Raw genomic sequence first — 17,678 nt, forward strand, 5'->3', positions numbered from 1 at the left:
AATCCCCTTAGTCCGCCGCCGGTGCGCGCACCACGCGCTGGTCGATGGCGCCGAACGGCGTGTTGCCCTGCCCATCCTGCGCCGCCATCCACACGCGGTCGCCGAACTTCATGAAATCCGTGCGCGGCTCGCCATGGTCGATGATCTCGATCACGCGGCGCTCGGCGATGCAGGCGGAGCCGGCGGCCCGGCTTTCGTTCGATACGGTGCCGGAACCGATCACCGTGCCGGCGGACAGTCGCCGCGTACGTGCGGCATGGGCGATCAGCTCGCCGAAGCTGTAGTTCATCTCGGCGCCGTTCGGATGGCCGAACCAGGCGCCGTTCCACTGCACGTGCAGGTCCAGCTTCACGCGGCCATCGGCCCACGCGCCGCCCAGTTCGTCTGGCGTGACGGCCACCGGCGCAAAACTGGTGGACGGCTTGCACTGGAAGAAGCCGAAGCCCGTCTTCATCTCGCGCGGGCCCAGCTTGCGCAGGCTCCAGTCGTTGATCTGCACCAGCAAGAGTACCTGCTCCAGCGCGGCAGCGGCGCCCGTCCCCATCGGCACCGGGCCGGTGATCACGCCGAACTCGCCTTCGAAGTCGATGCCCAGGCTTTCGTCCGGCAGCGGCACATCGTCGCGCGGGCCGAGGAAATCGTCGGAACCGCCCTGGTACATCACGGGGATCGTGTCGAAGTCGGGAATCGGCTCCGTGTTGAAGGCCCGTTCCATCAGGCGGCCGTGGTTCAGGAACGCGGAGGCGTCGCACCACTGCCAGGTGCGGGGCAGCGGCGCCGCGCATGCGGCCGGGTCGAAGTCGAAGGCGTCTTGCGCGGTACCGGCATTCAATGCGTCGTACAGCGCCTGCAGCGGCGCCCGTACCTCGTCCCAGCGCTCGACGGCCTCGCGCAGGCTCGGCGCGATGGCGCCGGCATCGGCCGCGCGCGACAGATCGCGCGACACGACGACCAGCCGGCCATCCGGGTGGCCGGATTTCAGGGTTGCGAATTTCATCGGTTCTCCTCGCGTGTCGCCAGCGCGGCGCGCAGTTGCGGATCATATTCTCCGTCGAGCAGCACGAACAGCATCCGGCACACGGCACCGGAGCGGTTGGCCCACGCGTGGTTGGTGCCGCGCTGGATCACGATGTCGCCCTGGGCCAGCGTCACTTCGCTGTCGTCGAGCACCAGCGTCATCGCGCCTTCGAGCACGATGCCGTAGTCGACCGATTCGGTGCGGTGCATCAGCGGGTGCGGCGAGCCGGCCTTGACGGTGGACGCGGCGGCGTCGCCGATCTGCGTGAACGCATCCTTCATCCGCGCGGCGCCATGCGCCAGGAACTCGTCGGTATCGGGCGGGATGTCGACGATGCGGATGCGCGAGCCGTGGCGCGGCGGCGGCAGCACCAGCGGGCCCGGCGTGGGATCCGCGCCGTTGCCCACCGGTGCCGGCGTGGCGGCCGTCGACCAGATCTCGTGGAAGACGGTGCCGGGGATTTTCTCGATCGGTACCACGGTGGGCAGCGGGCCCGCTTCGATGACGATCGCCTTGCCGGCATCGTCGTGGCCGGTGACGATGCGGCGAACGGGTTTCATGTGGCTCATCAGATCTCTCCACTGAGCGCGACCAGCGTGTCGCGCATGATGCGGCCGTGTTCGGCCTTGTCGCCGCCGGCGATCTCGATCTCGCCCAGGCGTCCGGAGTTCTCGACCACCATGCGGCAGCGTTCCCAGCGGCGTTCCTCGAACGCGTCCAGTGCCGCCATGACGCCGGTGCCGGCGTGGCGCTCCACCTCTTCGGCCAGCACGATCGCATCCTCGATGCCGATACAGGCGCCGGACGCCATGTGCGGCGTGGTCGCGTGCACGGTGTCGCCGATCAGCACGATGCGGCCGCGATGCCATGGGCGCGGCAGCAGCAGGCCTTCCAGCGGCCGGTAGATGATCTGCGAATCCGCGCCCAGCCCGGCACGGATGTCCTGCAGCGCCGGCACGTTGAACGGCGCCAGCAGTTCCCGCAGCATCGGCACGAAGCGTGCGGGGTCCACATGGACGCGTTCGGCGCGGTCTTCCGTCACGTACAGGTACATCTCGGTATCGGATACCGGCGCCACGCCGGCCTTGATCTTCGGCCCCAGCCACATCATCGCGTGGTCGATCCCGGCCGGCCGCGGCAGCACCGCGCGCCACACGCCCTGTCCCGTATATCGCGGCGCCGGCGCGTCGGGGAACAGCGCCGTGCGCATCGTCGAATACAGGCCGTCCGCGCCGATCACGAGGTCATAGCGGCCGGTGCCGCCATCGGTGAACGTGACGTCCACGCCGCCGTCGTCCTGCGTGAACGAGGCGAAGGTGCACCCCAGGCGCACATTGGTCCCGGATGCGCGGGTGGCTTCGGCCAGGATCGCGGCCAGCACGGGACGCATGATGGCGCCGCCGCCCGGCACGTCCGGTCCCGCGATGCGAGGCGTGGGCAGGGTGGCGAGGTGGTGGCCGCCGGAGGTGTGCAGGTCCACGTCGTCATGGGCGGAACCGCGGCGCACGAACTCGTCGAGCACGCCCAGCGTACGGAAGGCGCGCAGCGTGGCGCCGCCCAGGCTGATGCCGGCGCCGTAGGAGCGCCAGCCCGCATCGATCTCGACGAGGTCGACGTCGATGCCGCGTTTTTTCAGTTCGATGGCGGCGGCCATGCCGGAAAAGCCGCCGCCGACGATCAGCGCGCGCCGTACGGCGGCGCGGTTGCCGGAATTACTCATGTTGGTCTCCCTCCGCCTGGCGGCGGCATATAAATATTGTTATCGGGTGTCAGCGCCAGCTCCACTCGCTGCAATCCCTGCCCCAGGCAGGGTCCCAGCGTGCAAATGCCGGTCGCGATGTCGAACTGGGCGCCGTGCGCCGCGCACACGATGCGCGTGCCGTCGGCATTCAGGTAGGCGTCCTTGCGCCAGGCCATCGGCGTGTCGCCGTAATGGGGGCACGCATCCCGCCAGCCGTGGACGGCGTCCCCCTGCCGAACCACCAGCACCGTGTCGCGCCCCGCGCCGCAGGGATCGAAACCGCGCGACGCGCCGTCCGGGATCTCTTCCAGGCGGCACAGGAACACGGCCGCCATCAGTGGCGTTCCGCGGCCCCCGCGGCGCCGGGCGGCGGGCCACCGGGCGCCCACTTGTCGCGCTTCTCGAACAGGAACATCTGCGATGCGTCGGCGCTCATCGTGGCTTCGCGCGCCACCCACTGTTCATCGTGCAGGTCCATGTCGGCGTCGTATTCGACGTGGCAACCCAGCGGGCTGTTGAAGTACCAGAACCAGTTCGAGCCCATCTTGTGCCGGCCGGGACCCCAGAACGACTGGTAGCCCTTCTCCACGAAGCGCGTGCCGGCCTGCATCACCTCGGTCGGACCGCCCATGTGGAACGTGAAGTGTTCGATGCCCTTCATGAACGGCGGCGTCTGGATCAGGAACAGCGTGTGGTGGTCGAGCGTGCCGGCCGGGCGCAGGAAGGGGCCGGCGCCCAGCAGGCGGTCGGTGCACCGGAAGCCCAGCCGCTCGACATAGAATTGTTCGGCGCGCGCCACGTCCGGCACGAAATACACGACGTGCGACAGCGTGCGCGGCAGGGCCGGCGCGTTTTCGTCGACGGCGACCGCGTTCGGCTTGCGCTGCGGCGGCGCGCCGGGCGCGTTGATTGGTTCTGCCGGCATGTCCAGCGTGCGGCGCACGGTGACCTGGAAGCCGAGCACGAAGCCCATGTCGTCCAACGCTTCGATGCTGCCGTCGGGCAGCCGCTTCACTTCGCGGTCGCGGCCCAGTTCCTCGGCAATGGCGCCGAGCGCGCGCTCGTCCGCCACGCCGTAGATGGTCTTGCGCAGCATGCTGGCCGTGCCCATCGGCGGCGGCAGGCCCGCGTCGTCCTTGTGGGCCAGCACGACGGCCGTGCCGTCGAGCGCTTCGAAGCGGCCGTTGCCGGCCGGTTTCAGGCCGTAGTCCGTCAGGTATTGCGCGCAGGCGGCGATGTCGTCCACGCCGAAGACCAGCGCGTCGGGTCCGATGATGTTCATGGTGTCTCCTGGTTTTTTCCGTGACATTTGATGTCACCGTGAGAGTTCTGGTATTTCGTCTTCAGACAGCGGTCCGCCCGCCCAGCGTCTCCGCCACCCAGTCCGCGATATACGCGCCGGCATTGGCCGAATTGTCGAAGCTGGAGTGCTGCACGCCGCCTTCGCGTTCCGTGAAGATCTTCAGCTCGCGCCGCGGGCTGTTGACCAGCTGGTCATACGTGCGCTGCGCCCAGTGCAGCGGGATCTGCGAATCCTTCTCGCCGTGCGTGACGAGGAACGGCACCCTGATGCGGTCCAGCACGCCATCGAGGTGCACGTTTTCGGCGATGCGCATGAAGTCGTCCTGGTCCTTCGCGCCCCACACCCAGCGCACGTGTTCCCAGTAATGGGGCACCGGGAAGCTGCCTTCCTTCGCCAGCCGCTTTTTCTGCACGTCGCGCCAGTCGTGGTTCGCGCCCCATACCACGCCGCAGGCGAAGCGTGGCTCGAACGCCACGGCGCGCGGGCAGTAATAGCCCCCCAGCGACACGCCTTCCAGGCCGATGCGCTTCGGGTCGAGTTCCGCACGGCGCTCCGACTCCGATTCCAGCCAGTCGACCACCTTGCTCGCCCACCGCTCGCTGTCGAACACCGCCGTCATGCCTTGCAGGCGCAGTGCCTCGCCGGTGCCCGGCTGGTCGATCACCAGCGACGACACGCCCCTCTGCGCCAGCCAGCGCGGCAGGCCAACGCGGTATTTCATTTCCTTGGTGGAGTCCAGGCCGTTGACCTGCACGAGGATCGGGGCCGGGCCATCCACGCCCTCGGCGCGCACGTAGAGCCCGGAGATGTGCGAATCGCCATACGGGATTTCCACGCGCTCGCAGTTTTCGCCGGCCAGGCGGATGCCGCGGGCGAACACGTCGAGGAAGCGCCTGTACAGCTCGGTGCGGCCCGGCGCGCCGTGCGCCTGCAGGCGTTCGGCCGTCAGGTAATAGGTGGCGGCGCGCCCGTACTTGTCGCCGGCGGAGATGAGCCGGCCGCGGCGCTCGTCTTCCTCGGCCAGGCCGCACAGCTTGTCCGCCATGTTCGCCCACGTGGCGCGGAAAGCCCGGGTGCCGTCGGCATCGGGCTGGCGGGCCGCTTCCTGCAGCGGCGCGCACATCTCTTCGATCTCGCCCATCTTCGCGCCCATTTCGATGGCCAGGTCGACCGACAGGTTCCAGACGTAGTTGGTCGGGAAGTACTTGAACATGCTGATTCCTTGTATTGATTGAGGTTGCGGCGCGGCTCGCGGATCGAGGCCGCGCCGGCAGAACGCCTGTCAGCAATATAAGGAAACGGCACCCTGCCGAAAAATGGATTATTTCCATGGCAGCCATCCGCCGGATCGATACCTGGCCCCGAATCCGGGCCAATTGTTGAAATAAGGCGACAGTAAATTGTTAAACGGCTACGCAAGAAAGAAATATATTTGATGCCTCATGGCAATCCGCCTATCGTTCATTCCGCAACGGCAGCCGCCACCCACTTCGCGGCAACATCGAACAACAACGGACAACACACAGAATGAAACTCAACTTGTTAGCTGCAGCCGCCATCGGCGCGCTTGGTATCTCCCATGCCGGCGCGGCGGATCTCGGCGGCGAAAACCTCAGCATCACGGGCTTCGGCACGCTGGCTGCGGCAAGGAGCAATACCGAAGAAGCACGCTACGTGCGCTCGAACCAGCGCGAAGGCACGGCCGGTACCACGACCATCGGTCTCGATTCCAACCTGGGCCTGCAGGCCACGTACAAGTTTTCGGACAAGCTGTCGGCCACCACGCAGATCCTGTCGCGCAAGTCGACCGGCGACAGCTTCACCACCGAACTGATGTGGGCATTCGCGAAGTACCAGGTCAACGACGATATCGCGGTGCGTGTCGGCCGCGTGGTGATGCCGACCTTCCTGATTTCCGATTACCAGAACGTTGGCTATGCCAACACGATGATTCGTCCGCCGACGGAGCTGTATGGCTCGAACTTCCTCGAAAACCTCGATGGCGCGGATGTGACGTGGCAGCACAGCGTGGGCGACACGACCTTCACGGTGCAGGGCGCCGCGGGCATCGTCCATGGCAAGGTCTACAGCCGGTCGGCCGGCAAGGCCGAACGCTTCCAGTCGCCGCACGCGGCGATCGCCTTCACCGCCGAGCACGGCCCCGTCACGTTGCGCGTGGCCCACGTGCGCGGCAAGCTGACGGTCAACGAGCCTGCGCTGGACGGGCTGGCGGATGCCGTGGCCCATGCCGGCTTCGGCCAGTTCGCAAGCGACTTCAGCATGCGTGAAGAGAAAGTGATTTCGTTCACGTCGGTCGGCCTGATGGCGGACTGGAACAACATCGTGGTGCAGTCCGAATACGGCATGCGCCGCGGCGTCGACAAGATGTTCCTGGCCGATGCGGACGCGTGGTACGTGATGGCGGGTTACCGCTTCGGCAAGGTGCTGCCTTACTACGCGCACGGCAGCTTCAAGTCGAAGCCGTCCGTCGGCATTCCGGCGGGTCTCGCCAATATTCCGGCGCTGTACGGCGCGATGTCGGGCGTGCTCGCGCGCACCGCCCAATCGTCGGACACGATCGGCGTGCGCTGGGACTTCGCCAAGTCGGCAGCCCTGAAGGTGCAGGTCGACCGCGTGAAGCCGGGCGTGAAGAACGCCCTGCTGCAGGACGTGACCGCTGCCGGTGTCGGCAAGAACGTCACCGTGTTCGCTGCCGGCGTCGACTTCGTCTTCTAAGGATCAGCCATGAAAAAAGTACTGCACATACTGACCGTTGCGGCGTTCGCGGCGGCCGCCACCCCCGCGGCCGCGGAGACGGTGGTGATCGTCAGCGCCAAGAACCCGGCCACCCGCATGTTCTCCGAACAGGCGGCCCAGTTCTTCCTCGGCAAATCGACGATGTTCACGCCGGTCGACCAGGCCGACGGCTCGGCGATCCGCAACGAGTTCTACAAGAAGGTGACCGACAAGGACGCCGCCCAGGTGAAAGCCATCTGGTCGAAACTGGTCTTTACCGGCAAGGCGCAGGCGCCGAAGGAATTCAAGACGAGCGCCGAGGTGAAGAAGGCCGTGGCCGACGATCCGAAAGCCATCGGCTACATCGAGAAATCGGCCGTCGACGATACCGTCAAGGTCATCCTTACGCTGCAGTAAATGGCTTGAACAGGCATCGGACGCCGATGCCTTTCAGTCAGCGGCGTTCGACGCAGTCGATGCCGGCAGCGGATTTCCCGGCCGGCAACGCAGGCGAAAACCGGTGTCCGCCCCCTGGCGGTGTCCGACACCGGCGGCGCTGGCGGTATTTCCAACGTCGATAACTGCCTGACCGCGCAGCGTCGGCATCAGGCGCCGAACAGCTCGACGAGCAGCGCGCGCAGCCAGGCATTGGCACCGTCCTTGTGGTATTTGCGGTGCCAGTGCTGCTTCAGGTCGAACGGCGGAATGTCCAGCGGCGGCTCCAGCAGCCGGATGTCCGCCAGCTTCGCGAACGATTCTCCCACTGCCCGCGGCACCGTCACCACCAGGTCGCTCGAAGCGATCAGGAACGGGATCGACATGAAGTGCGGCGTCGACAGCACCACCCTCCTCCCGATCTTTTGCCGGCCCAGGAACTGTTCGAACACTTCCTGGCTGCGCCCTTCCGCCTTGATCACGGCATGTCCCATGTCCAGGAACGCATCGAGCGTGAGCCGGCGCGCCCGGTAAGGGTGGCCTTGCCGCAGCAGGCAGATGAAATCGTGCGAGAACAGCCGCTGCTGGAACAGGTTGCGGTGGTGCAGGTCGGGAAAATAGCCGACCGCCAGGTCGACGTCGCCGCTTTCCAGTGCCCGAGCCAGGTCTTCCGGCGGCATGCTGACGGAGCTGATGGCCGCGTCCGGCGCATCGCGCTGCAGCCGGTCCAGCAGCTTCGGCAGGAACGTCATTTCGCCGATATCGGACAGCGCGAGCGTAAATCGCCTGCGCGTGGTGGCCGGATCGAAGTCGCGGCGGGCCAGCACGTCCGTCTCCAGCCGCTGCAGGATATCGCGCGTGGGCGCGATCAGGTCCAGCGCGCGCGGCGTGGGCTGCATGCCCTGCGTGGTGCGCACGAACAGCGGGTCGCCCAGTGCCGTACGCAGCTTGTTCAGCGCCACGCTGACGGCCGGCTGGCTCATGCCCAGCCGGCGGGCGGCCCCGCTGACGCTCTTTTCCTCGAATACCGCCAGCGCCACCGGCAGCAGGTTCATGTCGAAAGCCTTCATGCCCGCACTCCATTACATTTTCGAATACAGATTATGCGATAAATTCTATTTTCAGATACGCGGCGTTGCGTGAAGATCCTTCCACGACGGGCCGGTCCAGGCCCGCGACCACAAGGGAACGCCGCAAACCCGCATCGGGTCGACCGGCGTCCCCGCAAAGGAGACGATCTTGCGCAACCTTATTGCCGGCAGCGCGCTGCTTGCCCTGTCTTTCACGTTGTCCGCCGCCGAACCCGAAAAAGCCGCCGTGCGGATCGGCGTCATCACTTCCCTTTCCGGCCCCGCCGCGCACAGCGGCGCGCAGATGAAGGCCGGCATCGACACCTGGCTGCGGCTCAACAATGCGACCGCCGCCGGCCGCCGGATCGAAGTGCTGTACCGCGACGATACCGGCCCGCAGGCCGACGTTGCCAAGCGCCTGGCCACGGAACTGGTCAGCCGCGACAGGGCCGACATCCTTGCCGGCTTCATCTTCACGCCGAACGCGATGGCCGCCGCCAGCGTGGCCGACCGCGCGAAACGCCCGCTGGTGGTGATGAACGCCGCCGCCTCCGGCATCACGAAGCGTTCACCCTACGTTACCCGCACGTCGTACACGATCGCGCAATCGGTCGTGCCGCTGGCGCAGTGGGCGCACAAGACGGGCTCGCGCAGGGTGTACTCGATCGTGGCCGACTACGCGCCGGGCCTTGACGGCGAGGAATGGTTCGACAGGACGTTCAGGGCGGCCGGGGGCACGATCGCCGGCTCGGTGCGGGCGCCACTCGCCACCGTCGACTACAGCGCCTTCGTGCAGCGCATCAAGGATGCGAAACCGGACGCCGTGCACGTGTTCCTGCCGAACGGCCAGCCGATGGTGTCGTTCATGAAGGCGTGGCGTGACAAAGGAATGGACAGGGCCGGCATCCGCTTCCTGGGTGGCGAAGGCTGGGCCGACCAGGATGTGCTGGCGCAGGCCGGCGAGGGTTTGCAGGGCATCCATACGGCCGGCTTTTATACCTACTCGCGCCCGGGCGCCGACAACGCGCGCTTTCGCGAAGCGTTCGCGAAAACCGTGGGCGGCCGCTTCGAACCGAACTTCCTCGCCGCATCCGCCTACGACGGCATGGCGCTGATCGCCGCCACGCTGGAGAAGACACGCGGCAGCACGGACGGCCCGGCATTCATGCGCGCCGTGAAAGGCTACAGCGCGGCCAGCCCGCGCGGCACCGTGACCATCGACGCCGCCACCAACGACATCGTGCAGACGATCTACATCCGCCGCATCGACAAGGTGAACGGCGCGTTCGTGGCCAATGAAATCGACCGCTACGACGCGGTCAAGGACCCTGTCAAAAACTAAAGGAGACCATCATGACATTCGCGGACACTTCCCCCGGCATTTCCACTCCCGGCATTTCCACTCGCATCTTCCCGCTCGACCGCTGGTACGTCGCCGGCTTCGACTGGGAGGTGCAGGATGCGCCGCTCGGCCGCACGTTCCTCGACCGCCCCGTCGTGCTGTTCCGCGACGCCGCCGGCAAGGTCGCCGCGCTGGAAGACCGTTGCTGCCACCGCGCCCTGCCGCTTTCCTGCGGCCGCGTCGAGGACGGCGCGCTGCGCTGCGGCTACCACGGCCTGCTGTTCGCGGCGGACGGCCAGTGCATCGACGTGCCCGGCCAGGGCAAGATCCCGGCCAAGGCCCGCGTGGCATCGTACCCGGTGGCCGTGGTCGACCAGGTGATCTGGATCTGGATGGCCAAGGAACGGGGCGGCCAGCCGGACGGCGAACCGCCGCGCGTGCCGGCGCACGCCGATCCGCGCTACCGCTTCAGGGGCGGTGCCTTTCACTACCGGGCGCCGTATCAGCTGATCCACGACAACCTGCTCGACCTGAGCCATGTCGGCTACGTGCACACGAAAACCATCGGCGGCAATGCCCGCGTGCACATGGAAGCGCCGACCAATGTGGGCGCCGACGGCGAGCACGTGCGCGTGGTGCGCAAGATGATGGCGTCGCAGCCGCCGGCCACCTACACCGCGGCCTGGCCGTTCAAGGGCGCGATCGACCGCTGGCAGGAGATCGACTTTCACGTGAGCCACCTGCAGATCTTTACCGGCGCGGTCGACGCGGGGTCGGAATCCATCGACAACCCGGAGCGCGGCGGCTTCCACATGCGCGGCTTCCACGGCATCACGCCGGAAACGGCGACCACGTCGCACTACTTCTGGACAATGGCCGCGTCGAGCCACCCGGACCAGCCCGACAACCTGGACACGGTGCACAGGCAAACCGCCGACACATTCGAGGAAGACCGCGTGATCATCGAGGCGCAGTGGAACAACATGCAGCGCTTCCGCCAGCCGCCGGTGGTGGACATCCACGTGGACGTGGGCGCCAACCGCGCGCGCCGGATCATCGCGTCGCTCAATGCGTACACTGCCGGGAACAATGCCGAAGGCGCGCCGCGATGAAAGCCGTCATCCGCAGCATCGCCGATGCCACGCCAGAGGTGAGGATTCTCGAACTGGCGGCCGCCGATGGCAGTGCGCTGCCGCCCTACGAGCCGGGAGCGCACGTGGACGTGACGCTGCCGGACGGAATCACGCGCCAGTATTCGCTGTGCTGCGCGGCGCCGTCGCCGCAGCGGTACCGGATCGCCGTCAAGCGCGAGCCGCAGTCGCGCGGCGGCTCGGCGTGGCTGCATGACGTGGCCGGCGAAGGGAGCATGCTGGACATCGGCATGCCGCGCAATGCATTCGCCCTGGTGCGGGAAGCGCCGATGCACCTGCTGTTCGCGGGTGGCATCGGCATCACGCCGGTGCTGTCGATGGTCTACGCGCTTTCCCGGTCCGGCGCATCGTTCCGGCTGGCCGTGTTTGCCCGCGCGGCCGACCTCGTGCCGTTCGCCGGCGAACTGGAGGCGGCGCCGCTCGGGCCGTCCACCAGCATGCATTGCGCATTGAGCGCGGACGAAACGGGTGCGCGAATCGATGCGCTGCTGGCCGCGGCGCCCGACGGCACGCACGTGTATGCGTGCGGACCGGCGCCGTTCATGGCCGCCGTTACCGAACGGGCCGCCGCGCGGTTCGGCGCCGGCGCGGTGCATACCGAATCCTTCGGTGCCGCCGCGCCGGCGGCCGGCGACCGGCCGTTCGTGCTGCGACTGCTGCGAAGCGGCCGCGAAGTTGCGGTGCCGGCCGGCCGCAGCGCGCTGGCCTGCCTGCAGGAAGCCGGCGTGGACATCGAATCTTCCTGCGAAGTGGGCGTGTGCGGTACCTGCATGACGCGGGTGCGCGGCGGCGAAGCCGATCATCGCGACAGTTATCTCACCACCGCGGAGCGCGCGGCATGCTTCCTGCCGTGCGTGTCCCGGGCGGCGACCCCGGTGCTGTCGGTCGACCTGTAACAAATTCCATCGAAAACGCCTTCTCCCGTGCCGCGACACGATCCGGCCGGCGCACGCCGCCGGCCGGATCGTGTCTGAAGAATGGACAACAGCAGGCACATTGCGCTTTCTAATGATAATGCTCTATCATTACCAATTGAGAAAGCGTTGCCATGCCACGCGCCGTCGGCGTGCCGCTACCACCAGGGAGAATCGATTGAATAATGGAAGCAATGCCGGAAGCAATGCCGGAAGCAATCCCGCAAGCAGTCACGGCACCGGCGCGCACGCCGGCCATGTGCTGCAGGCCTCGGCAGTGGTTGCCGGCTATGGCGGCAAGACCATCCTGCAGCATCTCGACCTGCACATCGGGGCCGGCGAGATCTATGCGCTGCTTGGCGCGAACGGCGCGGGCAAGACCACCACGCTGAGCCTGTTCCTGGGCTTCGTCGCGCCTGCGGCCGGCCACGTGCGGGTCGATGGCATCGACCCGGTCGCACAGCCGGACGAAGCACGCCGGCGCCTGGCCTACATTCCCGAGAACGTGGCGCTGTACGAACACCTGACGGCGCGCGAGAACGTGGCCTACCTGCTCGACCTGGCCGGGCAGAACGACGGCCCCGCCGCGATCGACACGGCATTGGCGGCCGCCGGCCTGGCCGCCGCGGCATTCGACCGCCGCGTATCCGGCTTCTCGAAAGGCATGCGGCAGAAAGTGGCGATCGCGCTGGCGCTGGCGCGCAAGGTGCCGGCGCTGCTGCTCGACGAACCCACCTCCGGCCTGGACCCGCAGGCCACCACCGAATTCAACCGCCTGCTTGGCGTCCTGCGCGGACAGGGCGTGGCGATCCTGATGGTGACGCATGACCTGCTCAGCGCGGCCGACGCGGCCGACCGCATCGGTTTCATCGATGCCGGCCGCCTGCTCGAGGAAGTGGCCGCCGCCGGCGACGACCGCTTCGACGTGCGCGCGCTGCACCGGCGTTATGGCGGGCACGCGGCATGAGCGCCGTCCACGGGATTGTCGCGCGCATCGCGCGCGAGGAATGGCGCGCGCTGTTCCGCGACCGCGCCGCGGTGGCCGGCGTGCTGCTGCTCACGGTGCTGATGCTGGTGGCGGCGCTGACCGCCTATGAGCACCAGCGCAATGCCGCGGCCGAACGCGCCCGCTACCAGGCGCATGCGAACGGGGAATTCGAGGGGCAGCCGGACCGCCACCCGCACCGGATGGTGCACTACGGTCACTTCCTGTTCCGGCCCGCCAATCCGCTGGCCGCGTTCGATCCCGGCATCGACGGCTTCACCGGCCACACGCTGTTCCTCGAAGGGCACCGGCAGAACAGCGCCAATTTCGGCGACGTGCGCCAGACATCGCTGCTGCTGCGCTTCGGGCAGCTGACGCCGGCGTTCGTGCTGCAGGTGCTGGCGCCGCTGCTGCTGGTCTTCTTCGGCCATGCCGCCGTGGCGCGCGAGCGGGAATCGGGCACGCTGCGCGTGCTGCTGGCGCAGGGCGTGGGCAGCCGGCAGATCGTGCTCGGCAAGCTGCTGGCCCTGGCCGGGTTCGCCGGCCTGGCGCTGCTGCCGGCACTGGCCGCGCTGGCCTGGCTTGCCGCCGGCGGCCATGCGCCATGGCAGCCGGCCCTGCTGCTGGCCGCCGGCTACACCGGCTGGCTGCTGCTGTGGACGACGGGCGTGGTGCTGGTGTCGATGCTGGCGCGGCGGGGCCGCGACGCGCTGCTGCTGCTGCTCACGTGCTGGACCGTGCTGGCGATCCTGCTGCCGCGCTGGGTGCCCGCCATGGCCAACGGGGCGGTGGCGCTGCCGACCCGCTTCGAGGACGCGATCCATGTGCAGCGCGAATACCTGGCCCTGGGCGACTCGCACAACCCGGACGACCCGAAGTTCGTCGCGTTCCGCGACGGCCTGCTGAAGAAATACGGCGTGGCCCGCGTGGAAGACCTGCCGGTGAACTTCAAGGGCCTGGTCGGCATGGAAGGCGAGCGGCGCTCCACCGAACTGTTCAACCGCTACGCGGGCGAGGCGTTCGACCGCCAGGAACGCCAGGGCGAAATCATCGACGCGTTCGGCTGGATCAGCCCCGCGCTGGCGCTGCGCAGGCTGTCGATGGCGGCCGCCGGCACAGACCTGGCGAGCTACCGCGGCTTCCTCGAACAGGGCGAGCATTACCGCTACACGCTGATCCAGGGCCTGAACCGGCTGCAGGCCGAACGCCTCGCCTATGCCGACGACACCAACCCGGCCAGGGAAAACCGCGTGTCGCGCGAACACTGGCAGCGGTTCCCTGCCTTCCGCTACCGGCCGCCGCCGCTGGACGACACCCTGCGGCGCGCGGCGCCGGCCGGCGCCATCCTGGCGTTCTGGCTGGCCGGCCTGGGCACGCTGGCATGGCTGCTCGCCGGGCGCCTGGGGAGGATCGCGCGATGAACTGGCTGACCTTCGAACTGCGCCTGGTCGTACGCTCGCGGCTGTCCGTTGCCGCCCTGCTGCTGTTGCTCGCGCTGTCCGCGCTCGCCGTCTGGTCCGGCATCCACGAGGTGGAACGCCAGCGCCAGACCATCGCCAGGCTGGCGCCGCTGCACCAGCAGGACGTGGCGGCGCTGGCCGCCCGCTACCCGGACAGCCCGACCGCCGGCAGCGCCGCCTATTACACGTTCTACGACACGTGGGATCCGCCCACCGGCGCGGCGTTCCTGGCGCTCGGCCTGCGCGACGTGGCGCCCTACGTGTTGCGTATCCGCGCGCTGGGCCTGCAGGCCCAGCTGCACGACGGCGAGACGTTCAATCCGGAGATCGCCCTGCCCGGCCGTTTCGACTTCGCCTTCGTGCTGATCTACCTGGCGCCGCTGTTCGTCATCGCCCTGCTGCACGACCTCGTGTCGGGCGAGCGCCAGTCGGGCCGCCTGCGGCTGCTGCTGGCGATGCCCGATGCCGGGCGGCTGTGGCGCCGCCGCGCCGGCCTGCGCTGCGCCCTGCTGTTCGGCTGCCTGGCATTGCCGGCGGCGGCCGGGGCGGCGTATTCGGGCACCGGCTTCGGCGCGACCGCCATCGTGCTGGCCGTGATCGCGGCAAGCGTGGCCTTCTGGGCCGGGCTGTCGCTGCTGGTGGCCACGCGGCCCTGGCGGGCGGTGGCCCATGCGACGGCGCTGATGGGCGCCTGGGCGCTGCTGACGCTGGTGCTGCCGGCGCTGGCCAACGTGGCGCTGATCCGCGCGATCCCGGTGCACCAGGGCGTGGACCTGATGCTGGCGCAGCGCGAGGCGGTGCACGGCGCGTGGGAAGTCCCGCGCCAGCAAACGCTCGACAGGTTCCTTGCCAGCCATCCGGCGTGGCAGCACACGGCGCCGCTGCCGGCCGGCTTCCACTGGAAATGGTATTTCGCCTTCCACCAGCTGGGCGACGAAAGCGTGGCCGGCGAGGTACGAGAGTACCGCGCCGGACTGCTGGCACGGCAGGCGTGGACCGTGCGCCTCGGCTGGCTGCTGCCCGGCGTGGGCGCGCAGGGCGTGCTGCACCGGATTGCCAATACCGACCTGCCCGCGCAACTGGCCTACCAGGACGGCATCGCGGCGCACCACCGGGCAATCCGCGAGTTTTATTACGGCTACCTGTTCGACGAGCGCCGCTTCGGCACCGCCGATTTCGCCAGGCGGCCGGTCTTCGTGCCGGCCGCGGCGGACATGTCGCCACCGTGGCCCGCGACGCTGGCGCTGTTCGCGCTGGCCGCGGCGGCACTGCTGGCGGGCCTGTCCCGGCTGGGCCGGCTGCGGCCGCATGGCGCGGAATGACCGGCGCTCGGCAGGCGAAGCTCGCCGCGCGCCTACCAACCAAACCATCGTGTCATCTATTTTCTGGAGTCCCATCTTGGCCTCGCTTAACCGCCGTACCCCGCCTTCCCGCCCTGCGCGGGCCATTTCGCGCGCCGCGTTCGTCACCCTGGCGCTGGCGGGACACGCCACGGCCGGCGACGACCCCGCGGGCCCCGCGCCGGCACAGGTCGTTGAAATCCGGGGCACCCGGGCCGGGGACGAACGCATCGATCCGGGTGCCGGCGCACGGTCGCTGCCCGGCACGGTCACCACGATCACCGCCGACGACATCGCCACGCTGAACGTGGGCCGCGACATCTCGAACATCTTCCAGCGCGTGCCGGGCGTGGTCGCCAACAATATCGACCAGGGCGATACCGGCAACGGCTTCCGCATGCGCGGCTTCGCCACGCAGGGCACGCACGGCGCCGATACCGCCATCTACATCGACGGCGTGCCGCAGAACATTCCATCGAGCCAGGGCGGTGCGGGCCACGGTCCCGCCTTCCTGGAGTGGATGACCGCCGACATGATCGACACCGTCGAGGTCGTGAAGGGGCCGGTGTCGGCGCTGTACGGCGACCAGAACCGGGCCGGCGCGATCGCGATCGCCACGCGCGAAGGCGGCGCCGCCACGCCGTCGAGCGCGGCGGTCGCGCTGGCCAGCCACGGCAGCCGCCGCGCCTCGCTGACCCTGTCCGGCGATTACGGCGCCGTGCGTTCGCTGCTGGTGGCCGACCGCCACCGGATGGACGGATTCCGCCATGGTGCCGGCAATGACCGCGCCAACCTGTTCTGGAAGCTGTCCGCGACGATCGGCGACGGCATCTACAGCCTGCGGGCCAGCTACTACCGTTCCGAATACTCGGGCGCCGGCTACCTGTCGCTGCCTGCGATGGAGGCCGGGCTCGATCCGCACGCCACGCAATACGGCCTGCCCGGTTTCGGCGACGCGCATCGCAAGAGCCTGGTGTTCAACCGCCGCGCGACGGGCGATGCCGGCTGGTTCGCCACCGCCTATGCCGAGGACTTCGAACGCAGCCGGGCCATCGCCACCAGCACGACGCAGCACACGTTCGGCTACGACGACCGGCGCATTCATGGCGCGCGTGCCGGCAACACCTGGACGTTCGGCGAGCGCGCCGTGCTGACGGCCGGACTGGAAGGCCGGGTGGACCGGGGCGACGCGCTGCGCCAGCAATACCGCAACGGCCAGCCGACCGCCAGCTACGTCAACAGCCAGGACCTGGACCTCGTCACCTATGGCGCCTTCGCGCAGGGCCAGTATCGCGCAGCCAGGGAGCTGAAGCTGCACGCCGGCGCGCGCTACGACCGTTTCGACTACGACCTGGGCAACCGCAAGCTGCCGGCGGCGTCGACCGGCTACCGGGGCGCGGTGTTCACGCCGAAGTACGGCGCCATCTGGACCGCCCTGCCGGATATGGAAGTGTTCGCGAACGTGGCACAGGGCTTCCGCTCGCCGGCCGCCGAGCAGATCAGCCCGAGCGGGAACCCGGGACCGCTGGGCGCGCCGGGCGGCAGGATCAACCCCGGTATCGCCCCGAGCAAGGTGCGCTCGCACGACCTGGGGATCAACGCCCGCCCCGCGGCCGGCTGGAACGTGGCCGCAGCCGTGTATCACATCGAAAACGACGACGAAATCGTCAACACGGCGCCCGATGTCTTCCTGGCTTCCGGCCGGACCACGCGCCGCGGCTTCGAACTGGACTTGCGTTACCAGCCTGGGCGCGCTTTCAGTACCTACCTGAGCTACGGCCGCATCCTGCGTGCGCGGCTCGACAATCCGTTGCCGGGTAGCGGCGCGCTGCTGTCCGTGCCGGCGCACACCTGGAAGGCGGGCGCGCAGTACCGTGCCGCGGCGGGTCCGGGCAAGCTGACGCTGAATGGCGACGTGTACGTCACCGCCCGCAATCCGTACTACATGAGTGTGCCGCTGGCACGACGCGACATGCCGACCTTCGTGCGCTACAACGTGAAAGCCGGCTACGATGCCGGCAATGTGCAGGCTTCGCTGGCCGCCACGCTCCAGCCGCACCGGTTCGCCAGCGATATCGCCTACGGCACCGCCGCCGGGCTGGTCGTATCGACCGTGCCGAAGGCCCAGGTGGAAGCGGCGCTGCGGTACTTCTTCTGACATGCGCCGGGTTCGATGCGTGCGC

Annotated in this window: 16 protein-coding genes; 9 read left to right on the plus strand and 7 right to left on the minus strand. The window is 68.5% G+C overall.

From position 1 onward, the window contains the following. Window positions 1–7: 7 nt before the first annotated feature. The 6 genes from GJV26_RS00680 to GJV26_RS00705 form a co-directional block, all read right to left on the minus strand. Complete coding sequence (locus GJV26_RS00680) at window positions 8–997, minus strand: fumarylacetoacetate hydrolase family protein (RefSeq protein WP_155706764.1); 990 nt, start codon at window positions 995–997, stop codon at window positions 8–10. Then, a complete protein-coding gene (locus GJV26_RS00685) occupies window positions 994–1,587 on the minus strand; it encodes a cupin domain-containing protein (protein ID WP_229419123.1) in 594 nt (197 codons plus the stop codon). Before GJV26_RS00685 ends, GJV26_RS00680 begins: the two co-directional genes overlap by 4 nt. Then, a complete protein-coding gene (locus tag GJV26_RS00690) occupies window positions 1,587–2,738 on the minus strand; it encodes an FAD-dependent oxidoreductase (RefSeq protein ID WP_155706766.1) in 1,152 nt (383 codons plus the stop codon). The genes GJV26_RS00685 and GJV26_RS00690 overlap by 1 nt, the downstream gene beginning before the upstream one ends. Then, on the minus strand, window positions 2,735–3,094 hold the full coding sequence (locus tag GJV26_RS00695; RefSeq protein WP_155706768.1) for a Rieske (2Fe-2S) protein: 360 nt from the start codon (window positions 3,092–3,094) through the stop codon (window positions 2,735–2,737). Before GJV26_RS00695 ends, GJV26_RS00690 begins: the two co-directional genes overlap by 4 nt. Next, entirely contained in the window at window positions 3,094–4,041 is a 948-nt protein-coding gene (locus GJV26_RS00700; RefSeq protein ID WP_155706770.1) for a VOC family protein, read from the minus strand. Before GJV26_RS00700 ends, GJV26_RS00695 begins: the two co-directional genes overlap by 1 nt. A 61-nt stretch (window positions 4,042–4,102) precedes the next feature. Next, window positions 4,103–5,275 carry an alpha/beta hydrolase family protein gene (locus GJV26_RS00705; protein WP_155706772.1) on the minus strand — a complete coding sequence of 391 codons (1,173 nt, stop codon included), beginning with the start codon at window positions 5,273–5,275 and terminating at the stop codon, window positions 4,103–4,105. Window positions 5,276–5,601: 326 nt separating this feature from the next. Here GJV26_RS00705 and GJV26_RS00710 point away from each other — a divergent pair, with 326 nt between their 5' ends. After that, entirely contained in the window at window positions 5,602–6,798 is a 1,197-nt protein-coding gene (locus GJV26_RS00710; RefSeq protein ID WP_155706774.1) for a porin family protein, read from the plus strand. A 9-nt stretch (window positions 6,799–6,807) separates the two neighbouring features. After that, window positions 6,808–7,215 (plus strand): type 2 periplasmic-binding domain-containing protein, encoded by a 408-nt coding sequence (locus tag GJV26_RS00715; protein ID WP_155706776.1) that lies wholly within the window; start codon window positions 6,808–6,810, stop codon window positions 7,213–7,215. 188 nt (window positions 7,216–7,403) lie between these two features. On the opposite strand, the gene GJV26_RS00720 is transcribed toward GJV26_RS00715, so the two are convergent. Beyond that, window positions 7,404–8,303: a LysR family transcriptional regulator gene (locus tag GJV26_RS00720; RefSeq protein ID WP_155706779.1), complete on the minus strand. Its 900-nt coding sequence runs from the start codon at window positions 8,301–8,303 to the stop codon at window positions 7,404–7,406. 169 nt (window positions 8,304–8,472) lie between these two features. Between GJV26_RS00720 and GJV26_RS00725 the strand changes: the two genes are divergently transcribed. The 7 genes from GJV26_RS00725 to GJV26_RS00755 all read left to right on the plus strand — a co-directional run bounded on the left by GJV26_RS00725 (window position 8,473) and on the right by GJV26_RS00755 (window position 17,653). After that, window positions 8,473–9,645 carry an ABC transporter substrate-binding protein gene (locus GJV26_RS00725; protein WP_155706781.1) on the plus strand — a complete coding sequence of 391 codons (1,173 nt, stop codon included), beginning with the start codon at window positions 8,473–8,475 and terminating at the stop codon, window positions 9,643–9,645. 11 nt (window positions 9,646–9,656) lie between these two features. Further along, on the plus strand, window positions 9,657–10,757 hold the full coding sequence (locus tag GJV26_RS00730; protein ID WP_155706784.1) for a Rieske 2Fe-2S domain-containing protein: 1,101 nt from the start codon (window positions 9,657–9,659) through the stop codon (window positions 10,755–10,757). Then, window positions 10,754–11,692, plus strand: a complete 939-nt coding sequence (locus tag GJV26_RS00735; RefSeq protein WP_155706786.1) for a PDR/VanB family oxidoreductase — start codon at window positions 10,754–10,756, stop codon at window positions 11,690–11,692. Before GJV26_RS00730 ends, GJV26_RS00735 begins: the two co-directional genes overlap by 4 nt. 277 nt (window positions 11,693–11,969) lie before the next feature. Then, a complete protein-coding gene (locus tag GJV26_RS00740) occupies window positions 11,970–12,677 on the plus strand; it encodes an ABC transporter ATP-binding protein (protein WP_229427993.1) in 708 nt (235 codons plus the stop codon). Next, window positions 12,674–14,116 carry an ABC transporter permease gene (locus GJV26_RS00745; protein WP_155706788.1) on the plus strand — a complete coding sequence of 481 codons (1,443 nt, stop codon included), beginning with the start codon at window positions 12,674–12,676 and terminating at the stop codon, window positions 14,114–14,116. The genes GJV26_RS00740 and GJV26_RS00745 overlap by 4 nt, the downstream gene beginning before the upstream one ends. After that, complete coding sequence (locus GJV26_RS00750; RefSeq protein WP_155706790.1) at window positions 14,113–15,477, plus strand: DUF3526 domain-containing protein; 1,365 nt, start codon at window positions 14,113–14,115, stop codon at window positions 15,475–15,477. The genes GJV26_RS00745 and GJV26_RS00750 overlap by 4 nt, the downstream gene beginning before the upstream one ends. 76 nt (window positions 15,478–15,553) lie before the next feature. Next, window positions 15,554–17,653, plus strand: coding sequence for a TonB-dependent receptor (locus GJV26_RS00755; protein WP_229419125.1), 2,100 nt, complete (start codon window positions 15,554–15,556; stop codon window positions 17,651–17,653). Window positions 17,654–17,678 lie beyond the last annotated feature (25 nt).

This window comes from Pseudoduganella dura (assembly GCF_009727155.1).
GTDB lineage: Bacteria > Pseudomonadota > Gammaproteobacteria > Burkholderiales > Burkholderiaceae_D > Rugamonas > Rugamonas dura.

Excerpts from the sequence above, each read along its gene's own strand:
- GJV26_RS00680 (WP_155706764.1), bottom strand. The coding sequence starts at position 997 with ATGAAATTCGCAACCCTGAAATCCGGCCACCCGGATGGCCGGCTGGTC.
- GJV26_RS00685 (WP_229419123.1), bottom strand. The coding sequence starts at position 1,587 with ATGAGCCACATGAAACCCGTTCGCCGCATCGTCACCGGCCACGACGAT.
- GJV26_RS00690 (WP_155706766.1), bottom strand. The coding sequence starts at position 2,738 with ATGAGTAATTCCGGCAACCGCGCCGCCGTACGGCGCGCGCTGATCGTC.
- GJV26_RS00695 (WP_155706768.1), bottom strand. The coding sequence starts at position 3,094 with ATGGCGGCCGTGTTCCTGTGCCGCCTGGAAGAGATCCCGGACGGCGCG.
- GJV26_RS00700 (WP_155706770.1), bottom strand. The coding sequence starts at position 4,041 with ATGAACATCATCGGACCCGACGCGCTGGTCTTCGGCGTGGACGACATC.
- GJV26_RS00705 (WP_155706772.1), bottom strand. The coding sequence starts at position 5,275 with ATGTTCAAGTACTTCCCGACCAACTACGTCTGGAACCTGTCGGTCGAC.
- GJV26_RS00715 (WP_155706776.1), top strand. The coding sequence starts at position 6,808 with ATGAAAAAAGTACTGCACATACTGACCGTTGCGGCGTTCGCGGCGGCC.
- GJV26_RS00720 (WP_155706779.1), bottom strand. The coding sequence starts at position 8,303 with ATGAAGGCTTTCGACATGAACCTGCTGCCGGTGGCGCTGGCGGTATTC.
- GJV26_RS00730 (WP_155706784.1), top strand. The coding sequence starts at position 9,657 with ATGACATTCGCGGACACTTCCCCCGGCATTTCCACTCCCGGCATTTCC.
- GJV26_RS00735 (WP_155706786.1), top strand. The coding sequence starts at position 10,754 with ATGAAAGCCGTCATCCGCAGCATCGCCGATGCCACGCCAGAGGTGAGG.
- GJV26_RS00745 (WP_155706788.1), top strand. The coding sequence starts at position 12,674 with ATGAGCGCCGTCCACGGGATTGTCGCGCGCATCGCGCGCGAGGAATGG.
- GJV26_RS00750 (WP_155706790.1), top strand. The coding sequence starts at position 14,113 with ATGAACTGGCTGACCTTCGAACTGCGCCTGGTCGTACGCTCGCGGCTG.